The sequence below is a fragment of the Intestinimonas sp. HCP28S3_D6 genome (assembly GCF_052065695.1).
Classification (GTDB): Bacteria; Bacillota; Clostridia; order Oscillospirales; family Oscillospiraceae; genus Intestinimonas.
The window spans coordinates 1-22,096 of the sequence record NZ_JBQHTM010000005.1; the positions used below are offsets into that span (position 1 = coordinate 1).

Annotated in this window: 25 protein-coding genes; 19 read left to right on the plus strand and 6 right to left on the minus strand. The window is 60.2% G+C overall.

From position 1 onward, the window contains the following. Window positions 1-170: 170 nt before the first annotated feature. Both ACTNBK_RS02690 and ACTNBK_RS02695 read left to right on the plus strand, forming a co-directional pair. Complete coding sequence (locus ACTNBK_RS02690; RefSeq protein WP_441143375.1) at window positions 171-629, plus strand: MarR family winged helix-turn-helix transcriptional regulator; 459 nt, start codon at window positions 171-173, stop codon at window positions 627-629. Beyond that, window positions 619-2,043 carry an MATE family efflux transporter gene (locus ACTNBK_RS02695; RefSeq protein WP_441143377.1) on the plus strand — a complete coding sequence of 475 codons (1,425 nt, stop codon included), beginning with the start codon at window positions 619-621 and terminating at the stop codon, window positions 2,041-2,043. The genes ACTNBK_RS02690 and ACTNBK_RS02695 overlap by 11 nt, the downstream gene beginning before the upstream one ends. 49 nt (window positions 2,044-2,092) lie before the next feature. On the opposite strand, the gene ACTNBK_RS02700 is transcribed toward ACTNBK_RS02695, so the two are convergent. The 4 genes from ACTNBK_RS02700 to ACTNBK_RS02715 all read right to left on the minus strand — a co-directional run bounded on the left by ACTNBK_RS02700 (window position 2,093) and on the right by ACTNBK_RS02715 (window position 5,027). Then, window positions 2,093-2,239 carry a FeoB-associated Cys-rich membrane protein gene (locus ACTNBK_RS02700; protein WP_441143378.1) on the minus strand — a complete coding sequence of 49 codons (147 nt, stop codon included), beginning with the start codon at window positions 2,237-2,239 and terminating at the stop codon, window positions 2,093-2,095. Between the two features lie 32 nt (window positions 2,240-2,271). Next, window positions 2,272-4,455 carry a ferrous iron transport protein B gene (gene feoB / locus ACTNBK_RS02705; protein WP_441143380.1) on the minus strand — a complete coding sequence of 728 codons (2,184 nt, stop codon included), beginning with the start codon at window positions 4,453-4,455 and terminating at the stop codon, window positions 2,272-2,274. Window positions 4,456-4,574: 119 nt separating this feature from the next. Continuing rightward, the gene (locus tag ACTNBK_RS02710; RefSeq protein WP_294510440.1) at window positions 4,575-4,796 is read right to left on the minus strand and encodes a FeoA family protein; all 222 of its coding nucleotides are present in this window, start codon (window positions 4,794-4,796) and stop codon (window positions 4,575-4,577) included. Between the two features lie 21 nt (window positions 4,797-4,817). After that, the gene (locus ACTNBK_RS02715) at window positions 4,818-5,027 is read right to left on the minus strand and encodes a FeoA family protein (protein WP_441143382.1); all 210 of its coding nucleotides are present in this window, start codon (window positions 5,025-5,027) and stop codon (window positions 4,818-4,820) included. Between the two features lie 254 nt (window positions 5,028-5,281). Here ACTNBK_RS02715 and ACTNBK_RS02720 point away from each other — a divergent pair, with 254 nt between their 5' ends. The 5 genes from ACTNBK_RS02720 to ACTNBK_RS02740 all read left to right on the plus strand — a co-directional run bounded on the left by ACTNBK_RS02720 (window position 5,282) and on the right by ACTNBK_RS02740 (window position 8,193). Then, window positions 5,282-5,656 carry a metal-dependent transcriptional regulator gene (locus ACTNBK_RS02720; RefSeq protein ID WP_294510184.1) on the plus strand — a complete coding sequence of 125 codons (375 nt, stop codon included), beginning with the start codon at window positions 5,282-5,284 and terminating at the stop codon, window positions 5,654-5,656. A gap of 189 nt (window positions 5,657-5,845) precedes the next feature. Next, entirely contained in the window at window positions 5,846-6,409 is a 564-nt protein-coding gene (locus ACTNBK_RS02725) for a DUF3793 family protein (protein ID WP_441143384.1), read from the plus strand. A 51-nt stretch (window positions 6,410-6,460) separates the two neighbouring features. Further along, window positions 6,461-6,892, plus strand: a complete 432-nt coding sequence (locus ACTNBK_RS02730; RefSeq protein ID WP_441143386.1) for a flavodoxin — start codon at window positions 6,461-6,463, stop codon at window positions 6,890-6,892. Window positions 6,893-6,910: 18 nt separating this feature from the next. Then, entirely contained in the window at window positions 6,911-7,309 is a 399-nt protein-coding gene (locus tag ACTNBK_RS02735; RefSeq protein ID WP_441143388.1) for a metal-dependent transcriptional regulator, read from the plus strand. A gap of 92 nt (window positions 7,310-7,401) precedes the next feature. Beyond that, window positions 7,402-8,193: a ZIP family metal transporter gene (locus ACTNBK_RS02740; protein ID WP_441143390.1), complete on the plus strand. Its 792-nt coding sequence runs from the start codon at window positions 7,402-7,404 to the stop codon at window positions 8,191-8,193. 6 nt (window positions 8,194-8,199) lie between these two features. On the opposite strand, the gene ACTNBK_RS02745 is transcribed toward ACTNBK_RS02740, so the two are convergent. After that, on the minus strand, window positions 8,200-10,191 hold the full coding sequence (locus tag ACTNBK_RS02745; protein WP_441143392.1) for a fructose-1,6-bisphosphatase: 1,992 nt from the start codon (window positions 10,189-10,191) through the stop codon (window positions 8,200-8,202). 431 nt (window positions 10,192-10,622) lie between these two features. On the opposite strand from ACTNBK_RS02745, the gene ACTNBK_RS02750 reads away from it, so the two are divergent. The 8 genes from ACTNBK_RS02750 (at window position 10,623) to ACTNBK_RS02785 (ending at window position 17,749) form a co-directional block, all read left to right on the plus strand. After that, window positions 10,623-10,865 carry a ribosomal L7Ae/L30e/S12e/Gadd45 family protein gene (locus tag ACTNBK_RS02750; protein ID WP_441143393.1) on the plus strand — a complete coding sequence of 81 codons (243 nt, stop codon included), beginning with the start codon at window positions 10,623-10,625 and terminating at the stop codon, window positions 10,863-10,865. An 81-nt stretch (window positions 10,866-10,946) separates the two neighbouring features. Then, window positions 10,947-11,369, plus strand: a complete 423-nt coding sequence (gene rpsL, locus ACTNBK_RS02755; RefSeq protein WP_204739785.1) for a 30S ribosomal protein S12 — start codon at window positions 10,947-10,949, stop codon at window positions 11,367-11,369. A gap of 216 nt (window positions 11,370-11,585) precedes the next feature. Then, window positions 11,586-12,056, plus strand: a complete 471-nt coding sequence (rpsG, locus tag ACTNBK_RS02760) for a 30S ribosomal protein S7 (RefSeq protein WP_204739783.1) — start codon at window positions 11,586-11,588, stop codon at window positions 12,054-12,056. A 17-nt stretch (window positions 12,057-12,073) separates the two neighbouring features. After that, window positions 12,074-14,182: an elongation factor G gene (fusA, locus tag ACTNBK_RS02765; RefSeq protein ID WP_441143396.1), complete on the plus strand. Its 2,109-nt coding sequence runs from the start codon at window positions 12,074-12,076 to the stop codon at window positions 14,180-14,182. A 134-nt stretch (window positions 14,183-14,316) separates the two neighbouring features. Further along, on the plus strand, window positions 14,317-15,519 hold the full coding sequence (gene tuf / locus ACTNBK_RS02770; protein ID WP_294510214.1) for an elongation factor Tu: 1,203 nt from the start codon (window positions 14,317-14,319) through the stop codon (window positions 15,517-15,519). Between the two features lie 197 nt (window positions 15,520-15,716). Then, window positions 15,717-16,559 (plus strand): mechanosensitive ion channel family protein, encoded by an 843-nt coding sequence (locus ACTNBK_RS02775; protein ID WP_441143398.1) that lies wholly within the window; start codon window positions 15,717-15,719, stop codon window positions 16,557-16,559. Window positions 16,560-16,573: 14 nt separating this feature from the next. Next, complete coding sequence (locus ACTNBK_RS02780) at window positions 16,574-17,149, plus strand: hypothetical protein (protein WP_441143400.1); 576 nt, start codon at window positions 16,574-16,576, stop codon at window positions 17,147-17,149. 30 nt (window positions 17,150-17,179) lie between these two features. Continuing rightward, on the plus strand, window positions 17,180-17,749 hold the full coding sequence (locus ACTNBK_RS02785) for a hypothetical protein (protein WP_441143402.1): 570 nt from the start codon (window positions 17,180-17,182) through the stop codon (window positions 17,747-17,749). Window positions 17,750-17,819: 70 nt separating this feature from the next. Here the strand turns inward: ACTNBK_RS02785 and ACTNBK_RS02790 are convergent, their stop codons facing one another. Then, the gene (locus ACTNBK_RS02790; RefSeq protein WP_441143404.1) at window positions 17,820-18,302 is read right to left on the minus strand and encodes a DUF4830 domain-containing protein; all 483 of its coding nucleotides are present in this window, start codon (window positions 18,300-18,302) and stop codon (window positions 17,820-17,822) included. Between the two features lie 93 nt (window positions 18,303-18,395). On the opposite strand from ACTNBK_RS02790, the gene ACTNBK_RS02795 reads away from it, so the two are divergent. The 4 genes from ACTNBK_RS02795 (at window position 18,396) to ftsX (ending at window position 22,076) form a co-directional block, all read left to right on the plus strand. After that, complete coding sequence (locus tag ACTNBK_RS02795; protein WP_441143572.1) at window positions 18,396-19,106, plus strand: pseudouridine synthase; 711 nt, start codon at window positions 18,396-18,398, stop codon at window positions 19,104-19,106. A 185-nt stretch (window positions 19,107-19,291) separates the two neighbouring features. Next, the gene (locus ACTNBK_RS02800) at window positions 19,292-20,383 is read left to right on the plus strand and encodes a PucR family transcriptional regulator (protein WP_294510230.1); all 1,092 of its coding nucleotides are present in this window, start codon (window positions 19,292-19,294) and stop codon (window positions 20,381-20,383) included. A gap of 123 nt (window positions 20,384-20,506) precedes the next feature. Beyond that, the gene (gene ftsE / locus ACTNBK_RS02805) at window positions 20,507-21,196 is read left to right on the plus strand and encodes a cell division ATP-binding protein FtsE (protein ID WP_294510233.1); all 690 of its coding nucleotides are present in this window, start codon (window positions 20,507-20,509) and stop codon (window positions 21,194-21,196) included. After that, window positions 21,183-22,076, plus strand: coding sequence for a permease-like cell division protein FtsX (gene ftsX / locus ACTNBK_RS02810; RefSeq protein ID WP_441143406.1), 894 nt, complete (start codon window positions 21,183-21,185; stop codon window positions 22,074-22,076). Before ftsE ends, ftsX begins: the two co-directional genes overlap by 14 nt. The last annotated feature ends 20 nt before the right edge of the window (window positions 22,077-22,096 follow it).

The window sequence follows — 22,096 nt, forward strand, 5'->3', positions numbered from 1 at the left end:
AAGCAGATAAATAATGGCTATTTTGCACTGAAATCACCTTAACCAAGCGCAAATGGCGGCTAATACATTGAGTAGAAACAGGATAAAGGCTTTTATTCAGAGGTTCCCTAGGAAACGGCGGCTGAGAGAGCGCCGTGAGCACGGAGCACCACGGAAAGGGGACAGGCACAATGGACGAGTCTGTGTTTCTGGGCCGGAATATTTCCATCGCCTATCGGATGGCCAATCGCTTTTATGACCGGGTCCTGGCGCCCTGGGGAATTGGCTACGGACAGCAGTTTTTCCTTCTGCGCATCCATGAGCATCAGGGGATCAGTATGTACGACCTGGCGCGGATGGGCCTCTACGACAAGGGGACGGTGACCCGGGCGGTACAGAAGCTGGAGGAGCTGGGCTATGTCCGCTCTGAGGCGGATGGACACGACCGGCGTGTCCGGAGGCTGTATGCTACGGAGGCGGCCGAGCCTGTGGTCCGGGAAGCCTCTGCCGCCCGCGTCCGTTGGAACGAGATGCTCACCCGGGGGATGACACCGGAAGAGGCGGAGACGGCTAAGGACCTGGTGTCCCGCATCGCCGACAACGCCCTTCTGGCACTGGAACAGGAGGAGAAAGAGAACAATGGCATCTGAACAGTTGGAACAGGAGAGACGACCGGGGGAAAACCCTCTGGGCTATGAGCCCGTCGGCAAACTGCTGTTGGCATTTTCCGTGCCTTCGGTGATCTCCATGCTGGTCAACTCGGTCTATAACATCGTAGACCAGATTTTTATCGGACAGGGCGTGGGTGTGCTGGGCAATGCTGCCACTACCATCGCCTTCCCGGTGGTCACCATCATGCTGGCCGTATCCACCATGATCGGCTCCGGCGGCTGCGCCTACGCCTCCATCAAGATGGGCGAGGGCGACGAGGAGGCCGCGGGGCGCACCCTCAACAACCTGTTTATCCTGTCTATTCTGGCTGGCATCGCCATGATGGCCCTTGGGCTGGTTTTCCTGGAGCCCATGCTCCGGGCCTTCGGCGCCAAGGATACCGTGATGCCCTACGCCAAGGATTATACCTCTATCATTCTGATCGGCGCGCCATTCAGCGTATTGTCGGTGACCCTCTCCAACATGGTCCGGGCCGACGGCAGCCCTAAAATGTCCATGTACGGCGTCATCATCGGCGCCGTCCTCAACACCATCCTGGACCCCATCTACATTTTTATCTTCCACTGGGGCGTCCGGGGCGCCGCCATCGCCACCATCACCTCCCAGCTCATCTCCGCAGTGGTCCTGGCCCTCTACTTTTGGAAAAAAGGTATCCACATGCGCTTTGACCGGCGTCTCATGGGGCTGCGGGGGGAACTGTGCAGCCGCATCTGCGCCCTGGGCATCTCCTCCGGTATCACCCAGGGGGTGGCCTGCATCATGCAGATCGTCATGAACAACTCCCTAAAATACTACGGCGACCTGAACCCCGTGGGCGGTGAGACCGCCCAGGCGGCCATGGGCATCGTCATAAAGATCGCCATGATCCTGGGCTCTATCTGCGTGGGCATCGGTATGGGCGCTCAGGCTATCCTGGGCTTCAACCGGGGCGCCCGGAAGTTCCACCGTGTGAAAAAGACCTATCTTATCGCCGTCATCACCGCCACCGTGGCCATCACCGCCGGCTGGGTGGTCTGCCAGACGGTGCCCGAGCTCATCCTCTCCCTCTTTGGTAGCGGCGACCAGAATTTTGCCGATTTTGGTGTCCGGTGCATGCGGACCTACATGTTTGGGATCTTCTGCGCCGGTTTCCAGATTATTTCCACCAGCTACTTCCAGGCTACCGGCCAGCCGCTGAAGGCGTCACTGCTCTCCATGCTGCGTCAGCTGCTGCTGCTCATCCCCCTGCTGCTCATCCTGCCCATCTTCTTCGGCCTGGACGGCATCCTCTACGCCGGCCCCATCGCCGATATCTCCTCGGGAGTAATCGTGGCCCTCTTCATCGTCCCCGAGATGCTGAAGCTGGGCCGTCTGATGGCCCAGGAGGACGCCGAACGGCTCCCCGTCCGATAATGGAAAAGGTCCCGGTACATCCGTGATGTACCGGGACCTTTTTGCGTGCTCAGTGGTGCTCGCCGGAGCAGTGGCAGCTGCCGCCGCAGCTCCCTCCACAGCCGGAGCAGCCGCCCTCCTTGTGGCCTTTGATCACGCTGCGGGCGGCCAGGCCCAGAATGGCCAGAACGATGGCGCCGACGATGATGGTTTCCATAGAGAAAAGCCTCCTTTCAGAGATGGGATGGTTCAGGTCCGGACGGCGTCCACAGCCCGGAGACGGACGGTGTCGCCCTGGTAGCCCTTGCGGAAGAGCAGGTAGATCAGGGCGGCCAGGCAGAGGATGGCGGCCATGGTGCCCGCACCGAAGCTCACCTGACCGGTGATAAGACCGCCAAACTGATAGACCATCAGGGAGATAACATAGGCAAAGCCGCACATATAGCCGATGGCGCCCAGGGTCCACTTGGGGCTGTTCATCTCCCGTTTGATGGCGCCCATGGCGGCGAAGCAGGGGGCGCACAGCAGGTTGAAGATCATGAAGCTGTACGCAGTAATACCGGTGAAGTCACGGGCGATGTTGCCCCAGATCTCGTCGCCGTTGTCGGAGAGCTCACCGGCGAACTGGTAGAGGACGCCGAAGGTGCCCACCACGTTCTCTTTGGCCACGAGGCCGGTGAAGACGGCCACGGTGGCCTTCCAGGAGCCGAAGCCCAGGGGGGCGAAGAGGAAGGCGATGCCCGAGCCGATGGTGGCCAGCAGGGAGGTGTTGTTGTCCTCCACGGCCTGGAGGGCGCCGTCCACCACGCCGTAGCCCTGGAGGAACCACAGCAGCACGGAAGAGAGGAGGATCACGGTGCCAGCCCGCTTGATGAAGGACCATCCCCGCTCCCAGGTGCCCCGGAGGATGTTGACGGGCTTGGGGATGTGGTAGGCGGGCAGTTCCATGACGAAGGGGGCGGGGTCGCCGGCAAAGATGCGGGTCTTCTTCAGGATGATGCCGGAGATGACCACGGCGGCCACGCCGATGAAGTAGGCGGAGGTAGCCACCCAGGCCGAGCCGCCGAAGAGGGCGCCGGCGAAGAGCGCGATGATGGGCATCTTGGCGCTGCAGGGGATGAAGCCGGTGGTCATGACGGTGAGCTTGCGGTCACGGTCCTGTTCGATGGTGCGGGAGGACATGATGCCGGGGACGCCGCAGCCGGTGGCCACCAGCATGGGGATGAAGCTCTTGCCGGAGAGACCGAAGCGGCGGAAGATCCGGTCCATGATGAAGGCGATGCGGGCCATGTAGCCGATGTCCTCCAGGATGCACAGCAGGAGGAAGAGGACCAGCATCTGGGGCACGAAGCCCAGCACCGCGCCCACGCCGGCCACGATGCCGTCCATGATGAGACCATAGAGCCACTGGGCGATGACGGGGGTGCCGTCGGGACTGAGGAGGAAACCGTTGAGGAAGCTGGGCACGATCTCGGCAAAGAGGACGTCGTTGGCCCAGTCGGTGGCCCGCTTGCCGATGGAGATGTCCCAGTTGCCCATGGAGACGGCGTAGACGCAGAACATGATGACGGCGAAGATGGGCAGAGCCAGGATTCGGTGCGTGACGATCCGGTCGATCTTGTCCGAGGTGGAGAGGCCGGTGCGCACCTTCTTCACGCAGTGGTCCATGACCTTGGAAATATAGGTATATCGCTCGTTGGTGATGATGGACTCGCTGTCGTCGTCCATAGCGTCCTCGCAGTCCTTGATGAGGCCCTCCAGGCGGGCCGAGACGTCGGCAGAGAGGGTGAAGCCGGCCATGACCTTTTCGTCCCGCTCGAAAAGCTTGATGGCGTACCAGCGCAGGGAGGGGGCGGGCACCACGTCCTTCACCAGGTCGGAGATGGCGGAGAGGGCCTCCTCCACCGGTCGGGCGAAGGCATGTCGGGAGAGGAGGGGCTCCTTGACCAAGGCCAGAGCGGCGGCCTTCTGGGCGGCAGCCATGCAGCCCTCTCCTCTGACGGCGGCGGTTTCTACCACCGGACAACCCAGGGTGGCCGAGAGCTTGGCGGTGTCGATCTTGTCTCCCCGCCTCTTGACCACGTCCATCATGTTGAGGGCCACCACCACCGGAATGCCCAGCTCCAGCAGCTGGGTGGTGAGGTAGAGGTTGCGCTCAATGTTGGAGGCGTCTACCAGGTTGAGGATGACGTCGGGGCGCTCCCGGGTCAGGTAGTTCCGGGCCACTACCTCCTCCAGGGTGTAGGGGGACAGGGAGTAGATACCGGGCAGGTCCATGATGGTAACATCCTTGCGGCCCTTGAGCCGGCCCTCTTTCTTCTCCACGGTGACGCCCGGCCAGTTGCCCACGAACTGGGCGGCGCCGGTGAGAGCGTTGAACATGGTGGTCTTGCCGCAGTTGGGATTGCCGGCAAGGGCGATGGTGATAGACATGTTGATCGATTCCTCCTCTGCGGGGACATCCCGCTGACAAATTCAGTCTTTGAAGGCTGGTTATCTTTTGCTAACTCATACACAAAATGGATGGGCGGTCTCCCGCCCGTTCTGTGCGTTCACTGCACCTCAATACACTCGGCGTCGCCCTTGCGGATGGACAGCTCGTATCCACGGACGGTGATCTCCACGGGGTCGCCCAGGGGGGCGACCTTGCGGACATAGACGGTGGCGCCCTTGGTGATGCCCATGTCCATGATGCGCCGGCGCAGGGCGCCCTCGCCGTTGAGCCGGGTCACCTGCACGGTCTGTCCCACTTTGACGTTTCTCAGAGTCACAATGGTTTCCTCCTCTCCTTGCTCTTACACCAGGATGCGCCCCGCCATGCTCTTGCTCAGGGCGATGCGGGTGTCCTTGACATTGACGATGAGGTTCCCGCCCATTTCGGAGATTACGGTTACCTCACCGCCCTCCACAAAGCCAAGGCTCCCCAGAAAACGGCGTGTGTCGTCTCGTCCATTGATCTTTTTTACCCGGTTAGCAGAACCGGAAGGGGCCATAGTCAGGGGCATGATAACAATCACCTCTTCTTATGATACTGCTGTGCGCAGAGGCACACAACAACTGGTTAGCTATTACTAACTATCTGACGACGGTTAGTTTACCATTGCTAACCGCTCCTGTCAATACCCCGGCAGGAAAAATTCTCCGTGGGGGGACCAAAGGACTGCCCCTCTTGTGCCCAGGACGGGAATGTGCTAAAATATAACAATACCATCTGCCTGCGGTCCTGCCGCGGGGACAGTCTGACCGGGAGGGAAACCCATTGAAGATCCAAGAATCGGCGGAGGACTATCTGGAGGCCATTTTGGCCATCCGGGAGGCGAAGGGGACGGCACGCTCCATCGATGTGGCCCACCGCTTGAACTATTCCAAGCCCAGTGTGAGCCGGGCCATGAGTCTGCTGCGGGAAAACGGCTATGTGACTATGGACAAGGATGGCCTGCTGGACCTTACCGATGCGGGGATGGCCATCGCCTCCCGAATCTACGAGCGGCACCGATTCCTCACCGAATGGCTTACCGCCCTGGGCGTGAGCCCGGAGGTGGCGGCGGAGGACGCCTGCCGCATCGAGCACGACATCAGCGAGGAGACTTTTTCCCGCCTGAAGGCCCATATTGCCCCCAAGGAATCACAGTAATTTTCTGCCCGCCGGAATCCGGCGGGCAGAATTTTTTTGTCTGAACCCCTTGACAGGGACGAGAGGGGTGTGGTATTCTCCAGATGGTTAGCAAAAGCTAACTGGAGAGAAACAGAGGGGACATTCCCCCCCTTTCTTTTTCAAAAGAGGTTAGCTAAAACTAACTACAAGAAAAGGAGAAGACCGATTATGGAACGGACCCTGGATCAGATCCTGGCCTATCACTGCGCGCCTGCGCTGGCGGGCCTGAAGCCCTCCAACCTCGTCTCCCTCTCCCGGGAGGAGTTTCCCGACCTGGAGGAACGGCTGGAGGAGTACCGGCGGCTCTTTGCCCCCAGAGGGGTGGCCTTCCGCACCATGTGCGGCTGCGGCCGGAACGTGCTGCTGCTGGTCTACCGTCCGGCGGAGCTGGAGCGGACCCTGAGGGCGCCCCTGTCGGCGGCCCTGCTGAAGAAGGACGGCTACGGCGCCGGGGACGACCTGGGGGCCATGCTGGACCGGCTGGGCCGGAGGCTCCGGGCAGAGGGGGATTTTCCCCATGAGATCGGCCTTTTCCTGGGCTACCCGCCGGAGGATGTGGCGGGCTTCCAGCGCCACCGGGGCCGCAACTGCAAGCTGTGCGGCCACTGGAAGGTCTATTCCGACGTGGAGCGGGCCAAGGCCCTGTTCCGGCGGTACGACCGGTGCCGGGAGCACCTGTGCGCCCGGCTGGCCATGGGCATGACCCTGGGCCAGGTCTTCCGGGCGGCATAAGTTTTTTCCGAGTACGACAACCTTTTTCAATAACACAGGAGGGAAATTACCATGAGCAAGATGACTGTGATCTACTGGTCCCAGACCGGCAATACCGAGGCCATGGCCAAGGCCATCACCCAGGGGGCGGAGGCCGCCGGCGCCGAGGTGAAGCTGCTGACGGTGTCCGAAGCCTCCGAGGCCGACGTCACCGGCAGCGACCTGGTGGCCTTCGGCTGCCCTGCCATGGGTGCCGAGGTGCTGGAGGAGGACGAGTTCGAGCCCTTCTTCACCTCCGTCGAGGGCAAGCTCTCCGGCAAGAAGGTGGCCCTCTTCGGCTCCTACGGCTGGGGCGACGGCCAGTGGATGCGGGACTGGTGGGACCGCGCGGAGCGGGACGGCGCCGTTCTCTACGGCGGCGAAGGCCTGATGATCAATGAGACGCCGGATGACGAGGGCCTGGAGCGCTGCCGGGCCTTCGGCGACGGCTTCGCCGGCGCGTAAGGAAAGGAGGCGGCAGGAATGGGCATGTCTGCGGCGGCCACACGGTATCTGCTCACCATCTATCAGCTCAGCGGCGAGGGCGCACCTGTGCGCTCGGTGGATATCTCCCGGGCACTGGGGGTCTCTCCCGCCAGTGTGGTCCACATGATGGGCGTGCTGAGTCAGGAGGGACTGGTCAGCAAACGGCACTACGGCCGGGTGCAGCTCACCGGGGAGGGCATCTGGGCGGCCAATCAGCTCTATACCAAGTGTATGCTCCTGGAGTCCTTTCTGGCTGAGGAGCTGGAGGTGGACGAGCGGGTGGCCCGCCGGGACGCCATCGCCTGCCTGTGCAGCCTTTCGGAGGAGAGTATCGAACGGATCGTCCGACGGGTTCTGCCGGGCGACGCCGTCATCCTGAGGGCCGTGGGAGAATAACGGCCCATTTTACAAAAGCAGCGCGCCGGTGAACAGAGGTTTTCTGTTCGCCGGCGCGCTTGTTGATTTCAGAAAAAAGGAGAATAGATATTATGTCACCGATCTTATGGGCGGCGGGGGGCACAGGCTTTACCTTCCTGATGACCACCCTGGGCGCCGCCCTGGTATTTTTCTTCCGTAAAAGCGCCACGCCGGCGCTCCAGCGGATCTTTCTGGGCTTTGCCGCCGGCGTTATGACGGCGGCCGCCGTATGGTCCCTGCTCATCCCCGCCATCCGGGAGGCCGAGGCGGCGGGAGGACCGGGCTGGGTGCCGGCGGCGGGGGGCTTTCTCCTGGGCGTGGGTTTCCTGCTGGGGCTGGACGTGCTCCTGCCCCATCTCCACCCCGGCAGCCGGGACCCGGAGGGCATGCCCACCGGGCTGAGACGCACCACTCTCATGGTGCTGGCGGTCACCCTTCACAACATCCCGGAGGGGATGGCGGTGGGCCTCAGCTTTGCCCTGGCGGCCCAGCACGGCGGGGATGAGGGCCTCTACGCCGCGGCCATGGCCCTGGCCCTGGGTATCGGCGTCCAGAACTTCCCCGAGGGGGCGGCGGTGGCGCTGCCCCTGCGGCAGGAGGGGATGGGCCGTTGGAAGGCCTTCCTGTACGGGAGCGCCTCCGGAGTAGTGGAGCCCATCTTCGGCGTCCTCACGGTGCTGGCCGCGGGGAGTATCGGCCCCCTCATGCCCTGGCTGCTCTCCTTTGCAGCCGGCGCCATGCTGTACGTGGTGGTGGAAGAGCTCATCCCGGAGGCCCATCTGGGGGAGCACTCCAACGCGGGGACCCTGGCGGTGATGGCCGGCTTCCTCCTCATGATGGTCCTGGACGTGGCCCTGGGATGAGGCCGGTCAGTCCCGGTGGTCCTCCAGCACCTCGCCCATCCTGTAGGCCCGGAGCAGGGCCTTCAGGTCGTCCACCTGCTGCTGGAGCTCGCTGCCGATGTCGGTGCCGGAGATCTTGACCCGGGTCTCCATGCGCTCAAAGACCTCGGAGGTGGAGGCGATGTCCCGGTTTTCCCGGATGGCCTCCTGTTTGCCGGAGAAGGGCTTGTGGGAGACGATGCGGTAGCAGTTGGAGTTGTAGATGAGAGTGTAGCCGGCGATGCCGGTGGTGGGCTGGTAGGCCCGGCAGAAGCCGCCGTCAATAACGATGAGCTTGCCACCGCCCTTGAAGGGGCTCTCACCCTTTTTGGACTTCACCGGCACGTGGCCGTTGATGATGTGGCAGTGGGGGCCGCTGAGGCCGAACTCGGCCAGGAGCATGTCGCACACGGCGGGGTCATTATAATAGGTATAGTAGGCGTTCTTGGGCTCGGCCCAGGAGGACTCGTCCTTGATGAGCCGGCGCTCGAAGGTGGTCATCTGGTGCCGGCCGAAGAGGGGGGAGTTGCGGCCGCACCAGAGGAACCAGAGGAAATCCTGACCGGCGATGCGCTCCGGGGTGCCGGGTTTGGCGTAGTAGCCCTGGCGGGCCACCGCCTCGGCGTGGTCCAGGAAGGCCCGGCCGCCCAGGTCCTTGCAGCCCACCATGCTGAACTTCAGGATCTGGCCGTCCTCGGTGAGGGGGACGCAGCCGTGGAGGAGGAGGTTGCCGTTGAAGACCTTATAGAGCCCGCCCTTGGAGTAGAGGAAGCGGACGTGCTTCTGGAGCTTCTCGCTGCGCTGGAAGGAGTCGGTGAGCTGGTCGATGAGGTCACTCTCCTCGGGGGAGAGGTCGTAGGGGTGCTCACGGTCCACGGTGGGGAAGTCGGTGTCGGCCAGGTCGTACTTGACGCCGTTGATGGTGATGCACTTGTGCTCGTAGTCGATCTTGTCCAGCAACAGCCGGTCCTCCATGCCGAAGCCGGGGTTGCGCATGATCTTCTGCCCCTCCAGCTTGAAGAGGATGATGGTGATGGCCTTGTGCATCCGGGCGGCCAGGGTCTTGTCCTTTTCGGTGTAGTGGTCGGCGTCGTCCCCGGCGAACTTGGCCTCGAAGCAGGAGCAGTCGCAGTCCCGGTAGACTTCGTTGGCGAAGAGGGCCAGCGGGCGCAGGGAGATGCCGTAGCCGGTCTCGATGACCTCCAGGTTGTTGTAATGGATGGAGTTGGAGAGCACCGTGGCCACCAGGGTGCGGCTACCGGTGGCGGCGCCCATCCACAGCACATCGTGGTTGCCCCACTGGATGTCCACATTGTGGTGGGCCATGAGGGCGTCCATGATGATGTCTGCCCGGGGACCCCGGTCGAACATGTCGCCCACCATGTGGAGCCGGTCCACCACCATGCGTTTGATAAGGTTGCACACGGCGATGATGAAGCCCTCGGCTCGGTCGATGTCGATGATGGTGGAGATGATGTTCTCATAATAGTCCCGCTTGTTGTGGAACTCGTAATTGGTGTTGAGCAGCTCGTCGATGATGTAGGCGTACTCCTTGGGCAGAGCCTTCCGGACCTTGGAGCGGGTGTACTTGGAGGTGACCAGGCGGCAGATGTCGATGAGCCGGTGGAGGGTGATGCGGTACCACTCCTCCAGCTCTTCCTGGCTCTCGGTCTGGGCGGCGATCACGCTGAGCTTCTCCTCGGGGTAGTAGATGAGGGTGGCCAGTTGGTCCCGCTCCGCCTTGGAGACGCTGGTGGCAAAGAGGGCGTCCACCTTCTCCCGGACCACACCCGATGCCGAGTTGAGGATGTGGAGGAAGGCCTCGTATTCGCCGTGGACGTCGGAGATGAAGTGTTCGGTCCCCTTGGGCAGGTTCAGAATGGTTTGGAGATTGATGATCTCGCTGCTGGCCGCCTGGACGGTGGGATACTGGCGGGAGAGCATCTGCAAATAGCGCAGGTCTGGGGTCGTTTTTTTCATCCGGCTCACTCCTTCTGTATGACTGTGTTGTCACCCCTGATTGTACCACCGCGGCAGCAGAAAAGGTACTACTTTTTACACTAAAATTATAGTAAAAAACGAGGGAAAATCGGAAAAATTGAAACGAAAGAAGGAACTTTCCTATGAAAAAACGTAACGGCACGATGGGACCCTAAGATTCTTTTGAACGACCAGATATTTCCTTTCAATAGAAAAAGCGCGTACGGCTATGGACGTTTTTCACGGGAAACATGCAAAAATGTATAAACCGGCAGGCGGGGTGGTGGTTTTTCCTGTCAAAATATCGCTTGACTTCCCTTGCGGCCCATGGTATAATCCCAAATTGCGCAGGTGTATTCTGCGCTCGGTGGAAAAGTGGGTGGAAAACCCCGCTTTCCATTGGGACATCTGAACTCAAGGGGGATGACGGTTTGCTCACCGAGCTCAAGACCGGACCCCGGGTGGTGGGCGCCAAGCAGACCCGCCGCGCTCTCAGCGATGGAAAGGCCGTTCGGGTCTATCTGGCAGAGGACGCCGACCCGGGTGTGACCGGACCCATCGAGATCCTGTGCGCCGAGCAGGGCACAGAGGTCATCCGCGTTCCCGCCATGCGGGAACTGGGCCAGGCCTGCGGCATCGCCGTGGGAGCCGCCGTGGCAGCACTGGTCCGCTGAAAGCGATTTTAACGGAATAATTTTCTGTTGTTCCGTTAAAATATATTTTTGATTGAAAATGCGAGAAAGGAGGAAACATCCATGCCTACGTTCAACCAGCTCGTCCGCAAGGGCCGCGAGAAGGTGACCTACAAGTCCACTTCCCCCGCCATGCAGCACGGCCTGAACACCCTGAAGAACCGCGAGACCGACCTGCCTTCTCCCCAGAAGCGCGGCGTGTGCACCGCTGTTCGTACCTCTACCCCCAAGAAGCCTAACTCCGCGCTCCGTAAGATCGCCCGTGTGAAGCTCACCAACGGTTACGAGGTCACCGCCTATATCCCCGGTGTCGGCCACAACCTGCAGGAGCACTCCGTGGTCATGATCCGCGGCGGCCGTGTCAAGGACCTCCCCGGCGTGCGTTACCACATCATCCGTGGTACCCTCGATACCCAGGGCGTCAACGGCCGTATGCAGGCCCGTTCTAAGTACGGCGCCAAGCGGCCCAAGGCCGGCAAGAAGTAAGAGATTACTTCTCCATGGAACGCCAACGGTGTTCCGCACAACCATGAATGACTTTCGCGCTCGTAGCGCAAGGCAGTTGTCCTTGCAGAAGCGCTTACCTATATAATAGGGGCGTTTTCCTGTGAGGCACTGGACAAGCAGGCACTTGTCTTACACGGGGGCTTTTTGAAAGCCTTCGAGTACCTATGAAATCATACTGTGAAGGAGGGAAGCAAAGTGCCCAGAAGAGGAAACGTACCCAAGCGGGAGGTTCTGCCCGATCCCCTGTATAACTCCGTCCTGGTGACCAAGCTGGTCAACAGCATCATGCTGGACGGCAAGAAGGGTGTCTCCCAGAAAGTGGTCTACGGTGCTTTCGACATTATCAAGGAAAAGACCGGTAAGGAGCCCCTGGAGGTCTTCACCACCGCTCTGGAGAACATCATGCCGTCCCTGGAGGTCAAGGCCCGCCGTGTGGGCGGCGCCACCTACCAGGTGCCCATCGAGGTCCGCCCCGAGCGTCGTCAGACCCTCGGTCTGCGCTGGCTCACCACTTACGCCCGCAACCGCAGCGAGAAGACCATGAAGGAGCGTCTCGCCGGCGAGATCATGGATGCCGCCAATAACCTCGGTTCCGCGGTCAAGAAGCGCGAGGATACTCACAAGATGGCCGAGTCCAACAAGGCCTTCGCGCATTACCGCTGGTAATAAGGAGTTATTAGAGTATGCCTAGAAAAGTCAGCCTAGAGAATACGCGTAATATCGGCATCATGGCTCATATCGATGCTGGTAAGACCACGACGACCGAGCGCATCCTGTTCTACACCGGCGTCAACTACAAGATCGGCGAGACCCACGACGGTACCGCCACCATGGACTGGATGGCTCAGGAGCAGGAGCGCGGCATCACCATTACCTCCGCCGCCACTACCTGCTACTGGAAGGGCTCCAAGAACCAGTTCCCCCAGACCCGTATCAACATCATCGACACCCCGGGCCACGTGGACTTCACCGTTGAGGTGGAGCGCTCCCTGCGCGTGCTGGACGGTTCCGTGACCGTCATGTGTGCCAAGGGCGGCGTGGAGCCCCAGTCCGAGACTGTGTGGCGCCAGGCCGACCACTATAAGGTCCCCCGTATGATCTACGTCAACAAGATGGACATCATGGGTGCCGATTTCTACAACGTGCTGCGGATGATCCACGACCGCCTCAAGTGCAACGCCGTGCCCATCCAGCTCCCCATCGGTAAGGAAGAGACCTTCAAGGGCATCATCGACCTCATCGAGATGGACGCTGACATCTACTATGATGAGATGGGTAAGGACATGCGCGTGGAGGAGATCCCCGCCGACATGATGGAGATGGCTCAGGAGTACCGGACCAAGCTCATCGACGCCTGCGCCGATCTCTCCGATGAGATCATGGAGCTGGCCCTGGAGGAGAAGCCCATTCCCCAGGACCTGATCCGGAAGGTCATCCGTCAGGGCACCATCGACAACAAGTTTGTCCCCGTGACCTGCGGCACTTCCTACAAGAACAAGGGCGTGCAGAAGTTGCTGGACGCCATCGTGGACTTCATGCCCTCCCCTGTGGACATCCCCGACATCGACGGTGTGAACCCAGAGACCGACGAAGAGGACCATCGTCCCGCCGACGACAACGCCCCCTTCTCCGCTCTGGCCTTCAAGATCATGACCGATCCCTATGTGGGCCGTCTGTCCTTCATCCGCGTGTACTCCGGCGTGCTCAACACCGGTACCTCCGTGCTCAACTCCACCAAGAACCAGAAGGAGCGCATCGGTCGTATTCTGCAGATGCACGCCAATCACCGTGAGGACATCGAGACCGTCTACTCCGGCGACATTGCCGCCGTGGTGGGCCTGAAGAACACCACCACTGGCGACACCCTGTGTGATGAGAAGCATCCCATCATCCTGGAGTCCATGGAGTTCCCCGAGCCCGTTATCCGCGTGGCCATCGAGCCCAAGACCAAGGCCGGTCAGGAGAAGATGGGCCTGGCTCTGGTGAAGCTGGCCGAAGAGGACCCCACCTTCAAGACCTACACCGACGAGGAGACTGGTCAGACCATCATCGCCGGCATGGGCGAGCTCCACCTGGAGATCATCGTGGACCGTCTGCTCCGCGAGTTCAAGGTGGAGGCCAATGTGGGTGCTCCCCAGGTCGCCTACAAGGAGACCATCAAGAAGAGCGTGGAGCAGGACACCAAGTATGCACGTCAGTCCGGCGGTAAGGGTCAGTACGGCCACGTCCGCATCACCGTTGAGCCCAACGAGCCCGGCAAGGGTTACGAGTTCCTCAACGAGATCACCGGCGGCGTCATCCCCAAGGAGTATATCCCTGCTGTCGACGCCGGTATCCAGGGCGCCATGCAGGCCGGTGTTCTGGCCGGCTATCCCGTGGTCGATGTGAAGGTCCACCTGACCTTCGGCTCCTACCACGAGGTGGACTCCTCCGAGATGGCCTTTAAGATCGCCGGCTCCATGGCCTTTAAGGAGGCCTGCCGGAAGGCCAATCCCATCCTGCTGGAGCCTGTGATGAAGGTCTCTGTCATCGTTCCCGACGAGTACCTGGGCAACGTCATCGGCGACCTGAACGGCCGCCGCGGCATGATCCAGGGTCAGGAGAGCCGCCCTGGCGCCACCCAGATCGACGCTCTGGTGCCTCTGGCCAACATGTTTGGCTACGCCACCGATCTGCGTTCCAGCACTCAGGGCCGCGGCCAGTACTCCATGGAGCCCCACAGCTATGTGGAGATTCCCAAGAGCATTGCCGACAAGATCATCGCCGAGCGCGGCCGCAACAACGCGGAATAAATTCTACGCTTTCCCTGGGGCCATTGCCCCAGGGCAGGGCGAGAAAGGGTATTGCAATTCTGGCGGCTATGCGTTAGAATGTTACCCGTAATTATACAGTCGTAAAACCTGTAATATAAGGAGGACAACTTAAAATGGCTAAGGCTAAATTTGAGCGTACCAAGCCCCATGTCAACATCGGCACCATTGGCCACGTTGACCACGGCAAGACCACTCTGACCGCCGCTATCACCAAGTATCTGGCTCTGAAGGGCCAGGCTCAGTACGAGGACTACTCCAGCATTGATAAGGCTCCCGAGGAGCGTGAGCGTGGTATCACCATCAACACCGCCCACGTGGAGTACGAGACCGACGCTCGTCACTATGCCCACGTTGACTGCCCGGGCCACGCCGACTATATCAAGAACATGATCACCGGTGCTGCTCAGATGGACGGCGCTATCCTGGTCATCGCCGCCACCGACGGCCCCATGGCTCAGACCAAGGAGCACATCCTGCTGGCCCGTCAGGTGGGCGTGCCCGCCATCGTGGTCTTCCTGAACAAGTGCGATCAGGTCGACGACGAGGAGCTGCTGGAGCTGGTCGAGATGGAGGTCCGTGAGACCCTCGACAAGTACGAGTTCCCTGGCGATGACACCCCCATCATCAAGGGTTCCGCTCTGAACGCTCTGACCTGCGAGTCCGGCGACCCCAACGATCCCGCTTTCGCCTGCATCAAGGAGCTGATGGACGCTGTCGACTCCTATATCCCCACTCCCGCCCGTAACGATGACCTGCCCTTCCTGATGCCCGTCGAGGACGTGTTCACCATCTCCGGCCGTGGCACCGTGGCCACCGGCCGTGTGGAGCGTGGCGTGCTGAAGGCTGGCGAGACCGTCGACATCGTGGGCCTGAGCGACGAGAAGAAGTCCACCGTCGTCACCTCCATGGAGATGTTCCGCAAGACCCTCGACTATATCGAGGCTGGTGATAACGCTGGCTGCCTGCTGCGTGGTATTGCCAAGACCGACATCGAGCGTGGCCAGGTGCTGTGCAAGCCCGGCTCCATTCACCCCCACACTAAGTTCGTGGGTCAGGTGTACGTCCTGAGCAAGGACGAGGGCGGCCGTCACACCCCCTTCTTCAACAACTATCGTCCTCAGTTCTACTTCCGTACCACCGACGTTACCGGCGTCATCACCCTGCCCGAGGGCACCGAGATGTGCATGCCTGGCGATAACGTCGACATGAAGGTCGAGCTGATCACCCCCATCGCCATTGAGAAGGGCCTGCGTTTCGCTATCCGTGAGGGTGGCCGTACCGTGGGTTCCGGCGTGGTTATCGAGATCGAGGAGTAATTTTACGCCTGAAACACCCCACCGCAGATGCGGTGGGGTGTTTTTTTGTTTCATCCATGCTAAAATAGCAATGAAATCGGTAGATATTACATAGGAAGGATAGACCTTTTTTAGATGGGCGGGTTCTCTTTTCACAGATACCATGGTATACTGATACCACCATACAGATGGTGAAAAGGGGAGAGGAGGAGAATAGAATGTCGACAGAGCTACCCACTGCCACCACGACGCCGGAGGAGACGGTGGAGGTGTTCGAACAGGTCGCGCGGGGGATGACCCTGACAAAGGCGTTGTACTGCATACTTCTGTTTCTGGCCTGTATGGCGGTGATGAAGGTGGTCCTAACCCTGATCGACCGCACCATGACCCGCCTGAATGTGGAGCCTACCGTACACAAATTCACTCACTCCTGTCTCAAAGTCCTGTTGTGGATCATTACGGGCCTGATCGTAGCTGCCTATCTGGACTTCCCAGTCAACTCTCTGGTGACAGTACTGGGCGTTATCGGTGTGGCGCTGTCCCTCTCTCTTCAGGGGAGCCTGTCCAATCTGGCTGGGGGTATTACGGTGATGGCCTCCCGTCCCTTTGCGGTGGGCGATTACGTGGAGGCTGGGGGCGTGTCCGGTACAGTCAACGAGATTGGCCTGGTCTACACGAAGCTGAAGACCATTGACAACAAAATCATCTTCATCCCCAACGGGGAGATTTCCGGGGAGAAGATCATCAATTATAACAAGCAGGAGCAGCGCCGGGTGGATCTCACCTTTACCGTCTCCTACGACGCCGACCCAGAGCAGGTCAAGGAGATCATGCGCCAGGTCATCGGCGCCCATCCGAAGGCGCTCTTCACGCCGGAGCCCTTTGTCCGCACCACCGCTCTGGGGGAGAGCAGCGTCAGTTATACGCTGCGGGCGTGGTGTGCCACGGAGGACTACTGGGACCTCTATTACGATCTGCTGGAGCAGGTTCGGGCTGCCTTTGACCGGGAGGGCGTGGAGCTCACCTACAACCACCTCAACGTACACATTATGAAAGAGTGAGGGGGGAACTGCGCATGTACGACGACAACCTGCTGGCCGGCAGAGGCCTGAGGCTCATGTTCGTCTCCCAGTTACTCGCCCTAATCGGGGGACTGATGAGGGAGGGTATCCTGGTCGGGATTCTGAATCTGGTGGCCATTATCATGGGCATTGGGGCGCTGAATGTGGCTGCGCCCAGCCACCCCTATTTCAGCCGGGCGTTTTGGCTCAATGTTGTCCGGCTGCTACTTACCGGCTTGACAATTTTTAGCGGAGCATACGAGCTGACGGGACGGGTGATCGTGTTCTATATAGCCAGTCTGGCCCTGGATGCATATATTATCTATCTCGTCTGTACGGCGGCGGGACAGATCCTCATCATCAACGGTTATGCTACCCTAGCTGACAAGGGGGCCACCGTGTGGAAGGTCAATCTGTTCTGCACCATTGCCCTTGCCTGCTTTATGGTGATGGCCCTGGCTCCCATTTTGCTGATATTGGCCGGCGTGCTGGTGATCGGCACAGCAGTAGCCGCGCTGATAGGCAGTATCTTGTATCTGAAGTTCCTTAGCAATGCCTACCATATTCTACTGGGCGCGGAGAATTTCTGAATCATAAAAGTGTGAGGGGGAGAAAAAAGTATGTACGAGGACAATCTGGTAGTAGGAAAGAGCCTAAAACTACTCTTCATTGGTGAGATCCTGGCAGCGGTTTCAGCGGTGCTGGGAGATAGCGGGCTGGCTGGCCTGGCAAGTCTTGCCTCTCTCATCCTGAACCTGATCGCTTTGAGTATGGCTGCGCCTACGCATCCCTATTTCCGCACGGCCTTTCAGGTCAACATTGCCCTCATTGTTTTAGGAGTCGCACAGGTGATCCTGACACTGACAGGGATGGTGGCCCTGGCAATTCTGGCGGTCGTTGCAGAAGCGGTGCTGGGGGTGCTGAACGTCTACCTGATCTGCACCGCGGCGGGACAGTTCCTCACAGTGAACGGATACGCTGCCTTGGCCGCGAAAGGTGTCGTCGTGTGGAAACTCTATCTGATCTGCTCGGTGGCCATGGTGGTATTCATGATACTGCTCCTGGTCCCCTTTGTGCAGATCATCGCAGTGTTCCTGGTGATCGGCACGGCGGTGGCTATGCTGGTGGGCGCCATTTTGTACATGGTATTCCTCTACAACGCCTATCATGCCCTGCTGTACGGGCAGTAAACGGACAAAGGCTGCCGGAAAAGCCGCAGGGACTTTTTCGGCAGCCTGTCTTTGTTGTGCGATGGAGGGCTCAGCTGGGCATGGCCAGGCCCTGGATAAAGCCGCCCAGCTTGGTGGAGAGGACCTCGCCGGCCACTACGGTATTTTTGTAGATGAGGAGGCCGGCCTCCACGCCCTGCTCCCCAGAGGGGTAGTTGGTCACCTCATAGGTGTACCGCTTCACCCGCTTGCCTTTGTACTGGGTGAGGTCAAAGCCCTGCTGGGCCTGGAGGGCCAGGTACTGATCGTAGGTTTCGTCGAACTCCTCGGGGATGAGGAGCTCCTCCACTGACACCGCCTCGGGGGAGACGGTCCAGCCGTAGCTCTCCAGATAGGCCACCCGGTCCTCATTGGTCTTGATGCCCTTGGGGCTGGCAGGGGCGGGGGAGACGGCATCCACCTCACCGGGGGAGAGGCCGCCGGCAAGGACGGCCGCTCCGCACAGCGCCAACAACAGCGCCGCCGCACCGGCAGCCAGCCTCCCCCGGCGCAGTTTGGCAGTCCAGATAAACACAGCGCAACGCTCCTTCCATGCTGGTCTCAAGGGATTGATATGCAGGAAGGAGCGCTGCTATGACCACGGAAAAGGAGCGAAAGCGATATGGCATTGGAACGGCTGGATAAGATCCTCTCCGGCACCGGGCGCTGGTCCCGGCGGGAGGTGAAGGACCTGGTGAAGGCCGGGCGGGTGACAGCGGACGGCGCCGTGGTCCGGCGGCCGGAGGAGAAGTTTGACCGGGCGGCCACGGTGCTGGCGGTGGATGGGGAGGCGGTGGACGGTGAGAAGTATGTCTATCTCATGCTCCACAAGCCTGGCGGCGTGCTGTCGGCCACCGAGGACCCGAAGCAGCCCACGGTGTTGGATCTGCTGCCGCCCTACCTGCGGCGGATTGGCCTCTTTCCAGTGGGCCGATTGGATAAGGACACCGAGGGTCTCCTGCTCCTCACCAACGACGGCCCTCTGGGGCACCGCCTCCTGGCGCCCAAAAAGCACGTGGACAAGGTCTACTTCGTCCGGGTGGATGGCGAACTGGACAAAGTGGACAGCGCCGCCTTCCGGGCGGGGATGACGCTGGGGGATGGGCTCCAGTGCCTACCGGCGGAGCTGGAGGTGCTGGAGCCGTCGGATACCGGTCTGGTCACCCTTCGGGAGGGGAAGTACCACCAGGTCAAGCGGATGCTGGCCGCACGGGGCAAGCCGGTGGTCTATCTCAAGCGGTTGTCCATGGGTCCCATCACTCTGGATCCGGACCTGGTGCCCGGTGCCTGGCGGCCGCTGACGGAGGCGGAGCGAGAAGCTTTGGAAGGGCTGAGATGACCCGCCAGACCCCCATGAAAGACCTCACTTGAGGTTCTTCGGCATTTTTCACAAAAAAATGCGGATTCCCTATTGAAAAGGGAGAAAAAAACCAGTATAATAGAAAGGCCGGATTTGACGTTGTTCAGTGAACCGGCTGTTTGAGATTTTTGCGCAATGATGCGCTGAGAAGGGGGCAACGCACGATGTCCAGCCGGATTTTCCAAAGCGTGGTTTTGCAGATGAAGGACAGCACCGACCGCGCCATCGGCGTCATCGATTCCGAAGGAACGGTGGTAGCCTGCAATGAGCTTACCTGCATTGGAGAAAAGTGGGGCGGTGCGGTGGAAGCGGTGAACGCCGCGGAGACCGAGCTGGTAGCCTTTGGAGGAAACACTTTCAAGCCACTGGCGGGGTGGAGCTCCCAGTTTGACTATGCCGCCTTTGCCCGGGGCGAGGATGAGACCGCCCGCACGGTGTGCGCCATGGCTGTGGTGGCGCTGAATGGGGCCAAGGCCTATTATGAGGAGAAGCACGACAAGGCCACCTTTGTCAAGAGCATCATCTCCGACAACATCCTTCTGGGGGACATCTATGTCCGGGCCAAGGAGCTCCATTTTGTCTCCGAGGTGCCCCGTGCCGTCTTTCTGATCCGTCAGGTGGGCACCACCGACATGGCCGCCATCGACGTGGTTCAGTCCCTCTTCCCGGACAAGCAGTCGGACTTTGTCCTCTCCATCAATGAGACCGATCTCACGCTCATCAAGCAGCTGGGGGACGGGGTGGAGGCCAAGGACCTCTACCGCATCGCTGAGCAGGTGGAGAACGCCCTGAAGAACGAACTGGGGCTGAAGGTGGTCATCGGCGTGGGTACTGTGGTGGGTCACATCCGGGAGCTGGCCCGGGCCTATAAGGAGGCACAGGTGGCCATCGATGTGGGCAAGGTCTTCGATACCGAGAAGTCCATCATCAACTATGAGAATCTGGGCATCGGTCGTCTCATCTACCAGCTGCCCACCACCCTCTGTGAGATGTTCCTCCAGGAGGTCTTCAAGAAAAACCCCATCGACTCCCTGGACCAGGAGACGCTGTTCACCATCAACAAGTTCTTTGAGAACAACTTGAACGTCTCCGAGACCGCCCGGAAGCTCTTTGTCCACCGGAATACCCTGGTATACCGTCTGGAGAAAATCAAGAAGCTCACCGGCCTGGACCTGCGGGAGTTTGACGACGCCATCACCTTCAAGGTGGCACTGATGGTCAAGAAGTATCTGGTGTCCAGAGGTATCGAATCTTAATTACACATGATCTGCGGCGGGGGCGGTGCCCCCGTCCTACCGAGTCTCAGTCTTGCGTTTTTTGGTAGGGCGGGGGGATCTGCCCCCGCCGCCGTCGCTGTGCCTTAATTGTGAGGATTGCATATGATACGTCTTATCGATGTACAAAAGACCTATGACAACGGTACCCGGGCGCTCAAGGGCATCTCCATGAAGATTGAGGATGGGGAATTTGTCTTTTTGGTGGGGCCTTCCGGATCTGGAAAGTCCACCATTCTAAAGATCATTACCGGCGAGGTGACCTGCTCCGGGGGACGCATCATGGTCAACGGGTATAACATGAACAACATCCGCCCCCGGCAGATCCCATATATGCGCCGGACCCTGGGGGTCATCTTCCAGGACTTCCGTCTCATCGAGAAAAAGACGGTAGAGGAGAATCTGACCTTCGTCATGCGGGTGGTGGGGGCCTCCCCCCGGGAGATCCGGAAGCGGGTGCCCTACGTCCTGCAGCTGGTGGGCCTGGACCACAAAGGGGATAGGCTCCCCACCGAGCTTTCCGGCGGTGAACAGCAGCGTGTGGCCATCGCCCGGGCTCTGGTGAACAACCCACAGGTCATTGTGGCCGATGAGCCCACCGGCAATCTGGACCCCCAGCGCTCCCTGGAGATCATGATGCTGTTGGAGAAGATCAATGAGCTGGGCACCACAGTCATGGTGGTGACCCACGAGAAGGAACTGGTCAACCGCTTCTCCAAACGAGTGGTGGCCATTGAGAGCGGCCGGATCATCAGCGACGGAATGGGTGGGTATTACAACAATGAGTCAGTATAATATGGGTTATCACATGAAAGAGGGCTTCCACAGCATTTTTACCCACGGCCTGATGTCCTTTGCCGCTGTGTGTATGATCGTGGCTTGCCTCATCATCATGGGCTCCTTTTCCCTTGTGGCAGTCAACCTGGATAACACCCTGGGAGATCTGGAGGCCCAGAACGAATTTACCGCCTATGTGGACGACAGCCTAACCGAGGCCCAGGCCCGGGCCCTCCAGTCTAAACTGGAGGCGGTCCCCAATGTGGACTCTGTGACCTTTGTAACAGCGCAGCAGGCGCTGGAGAATTACAAGCAGCGCTACGTGGACAGCGAGTACGCCGAGCTCTTCGACCTGCCGTCGGAGGTCCTGCGCCACCGCTATCAGATCCATGTGGTGGACATCGAAAAGCTGGCCCAGACGGTCAAGGAAGTGGAGCAGGTGGACGGCATCGCCAAGACCCAGGCCGCCCTGGATGTGGCCCAAGGCTTCGTCACCGTCCGGAATGTGGCGGGCGCGGTGGCGTGGATTCTGATCCTGATGCTGCTTATCATTTCCCTCTTTATCATCGCCAATACCATCAAGCTGGCTACCTTCCACCGCCGGGAGGAGATCGCCATCATGAAGATGTGCGGCGCCACCAACTGGTTCGTCCGATGGCCGTTCATCTTTGAAGGTATGATCCTGGGCCTCATCGGCGCGTTGCTGGCCTTCCTCCTCCAGTGGGGAATTTACAGCCTGATTGTCACCGCCATCATGGAGTACGGCGGGCTGCAGCTTATTGCCATCGTACCCTTTAAGACCCTAGCCCTTCGGGTGCTGGGGGCCTTTGCGGCGGCTGGCCTGGCCATCGGTGCCGGCGGCAGTCTGTTGGCCATCCGCAAGTTCCTGCAGGTGTGACCTGCACCGTCCCGGGAAAG

Coding starts and splice junctions, on each gene's coding strand:
- ACTNBK_RS02775 (WP_441143398.1), top strand. CDS start 15,717: ATGTCGACAGAGCTACCCACTGCCACCACGACGCCGGAGGAGACGGTG.
- ACTNBK_RS02745 (WP_441143392.1), bottom strand. CDS start 10,191: ATGAAAAAAACGACCCCAGACCTGCGCTATTTGCAGATGCTCTCCCGC.
- ACTNBK_RS02700 (WP_441143378.1), bottom strand. CDS start 2,239: ATGGAAACCATCATCGTCGGCGCCATCGTTCTGGCCATTCTGGGCCTG.
- ACTNBK_RS02690 (WP_441143375.1), top strand. CDS start 171: ATGGACGAGTCTGTGTTTCTGGGCCGGAATATTTCCATCGCCTATCGG.
- ACTNBK_RS02785 (WP_441143402.1), top strand. CDS start 17,180: ATGTACGAGGACAATCTGGTAGTAGGAAAGAGCCTAAAACTACTCTTC.
- rpsL (WP_204739785.1), top strand. CDS start 10,947: ATGCCTACGTTCAACCAGCTCGTCCGCAAGGGCCGCGAGAAGGTGACC.
- ACTNBK_RS02740 (WP_441143390.1), top strand. CDS start 7,402: ATGTCACCGATCTTATGGGCGGCGGGGGGCACAGGCTTTACCTTCCTG.
- ACTNBK_RS02695 (WP_441143377.1), top strand. CDS start 619: ATGGCATCTGAACAGTTGGAACAGGAGAGACGACCGGGGGAAAACCCT.
- ftsX (WP_441143406.1), top strand. CDS start 21,183: ATGAGTCAGTATAATATGGGTTATCACATGAAAGAGGGCTTCCACAGC.
- ACTNBK_RS02780 (WP_441143400.1), top strand. CDS start 16,574: ATGTACGACGACAACCTGCTGGCCGGCAGAGGCCTGAGGCTCATGTTC.
- ACTNBK_RS02725 (WP_441143384.1), top strand. CDS start 5,846: ATGGAACGGACCCTGGATCAGATCCTGGCCTATCACTGCGCGCCTGCG.
- ACTNBK_RS02730 (WP_441143386.1), top strand. CDS start 6,461: ATGAGCAAGATGACTGTGATCTACTGGTCCCAGACCGGCAATACCGAG.
- tuf (WP_294510214.1), top strand. CDS start 14,317: ATGGCTAAGGCTAAATTTGAGCGTACCAAGCCCCATGTCAACATCGGC.
- ACTNBK_RS02735 (WP_441143388.1), top strand. CDS start 6,911: ATGGGCATGTCTGCGGCGGCCACACGGTATCTGCTCACCATCTATCAG.
- feoB (WP_441143380.1), bottom strand. CDS start 4,455: ATGTCTATCACCATCGCCCTTGCCGGCAATCCCAACTGCGGCAAGACC.
- ACTNBK_RS02715 (WP_441143382.1), bottom strand. CDS start 5,027: ATGCCCCTGACTATGGCCCCTTCCGGTTCTGCTAACCGGGTAAAAAAG.
- fusA (WP_441143396.1), top strand. CDS start 12,074: ATGCCTAGAAAAGTCAGCCTAGAGAATACGCGTAATATCGGCATCATG.
- ftsE (WP_294510233.1), top strand. CDS start 20,507: ATGATACGTCTTATCGATGTACAAAAGACCTATGACAACGGTACCCGG.
- ACTNBK_RS02800 (WP_294510230.1), top strand. CDS start 19,292: ATGTCCAGCCGGATTTTCCAAAGCGTGGTTTTGCAGATGAAGGACAGC.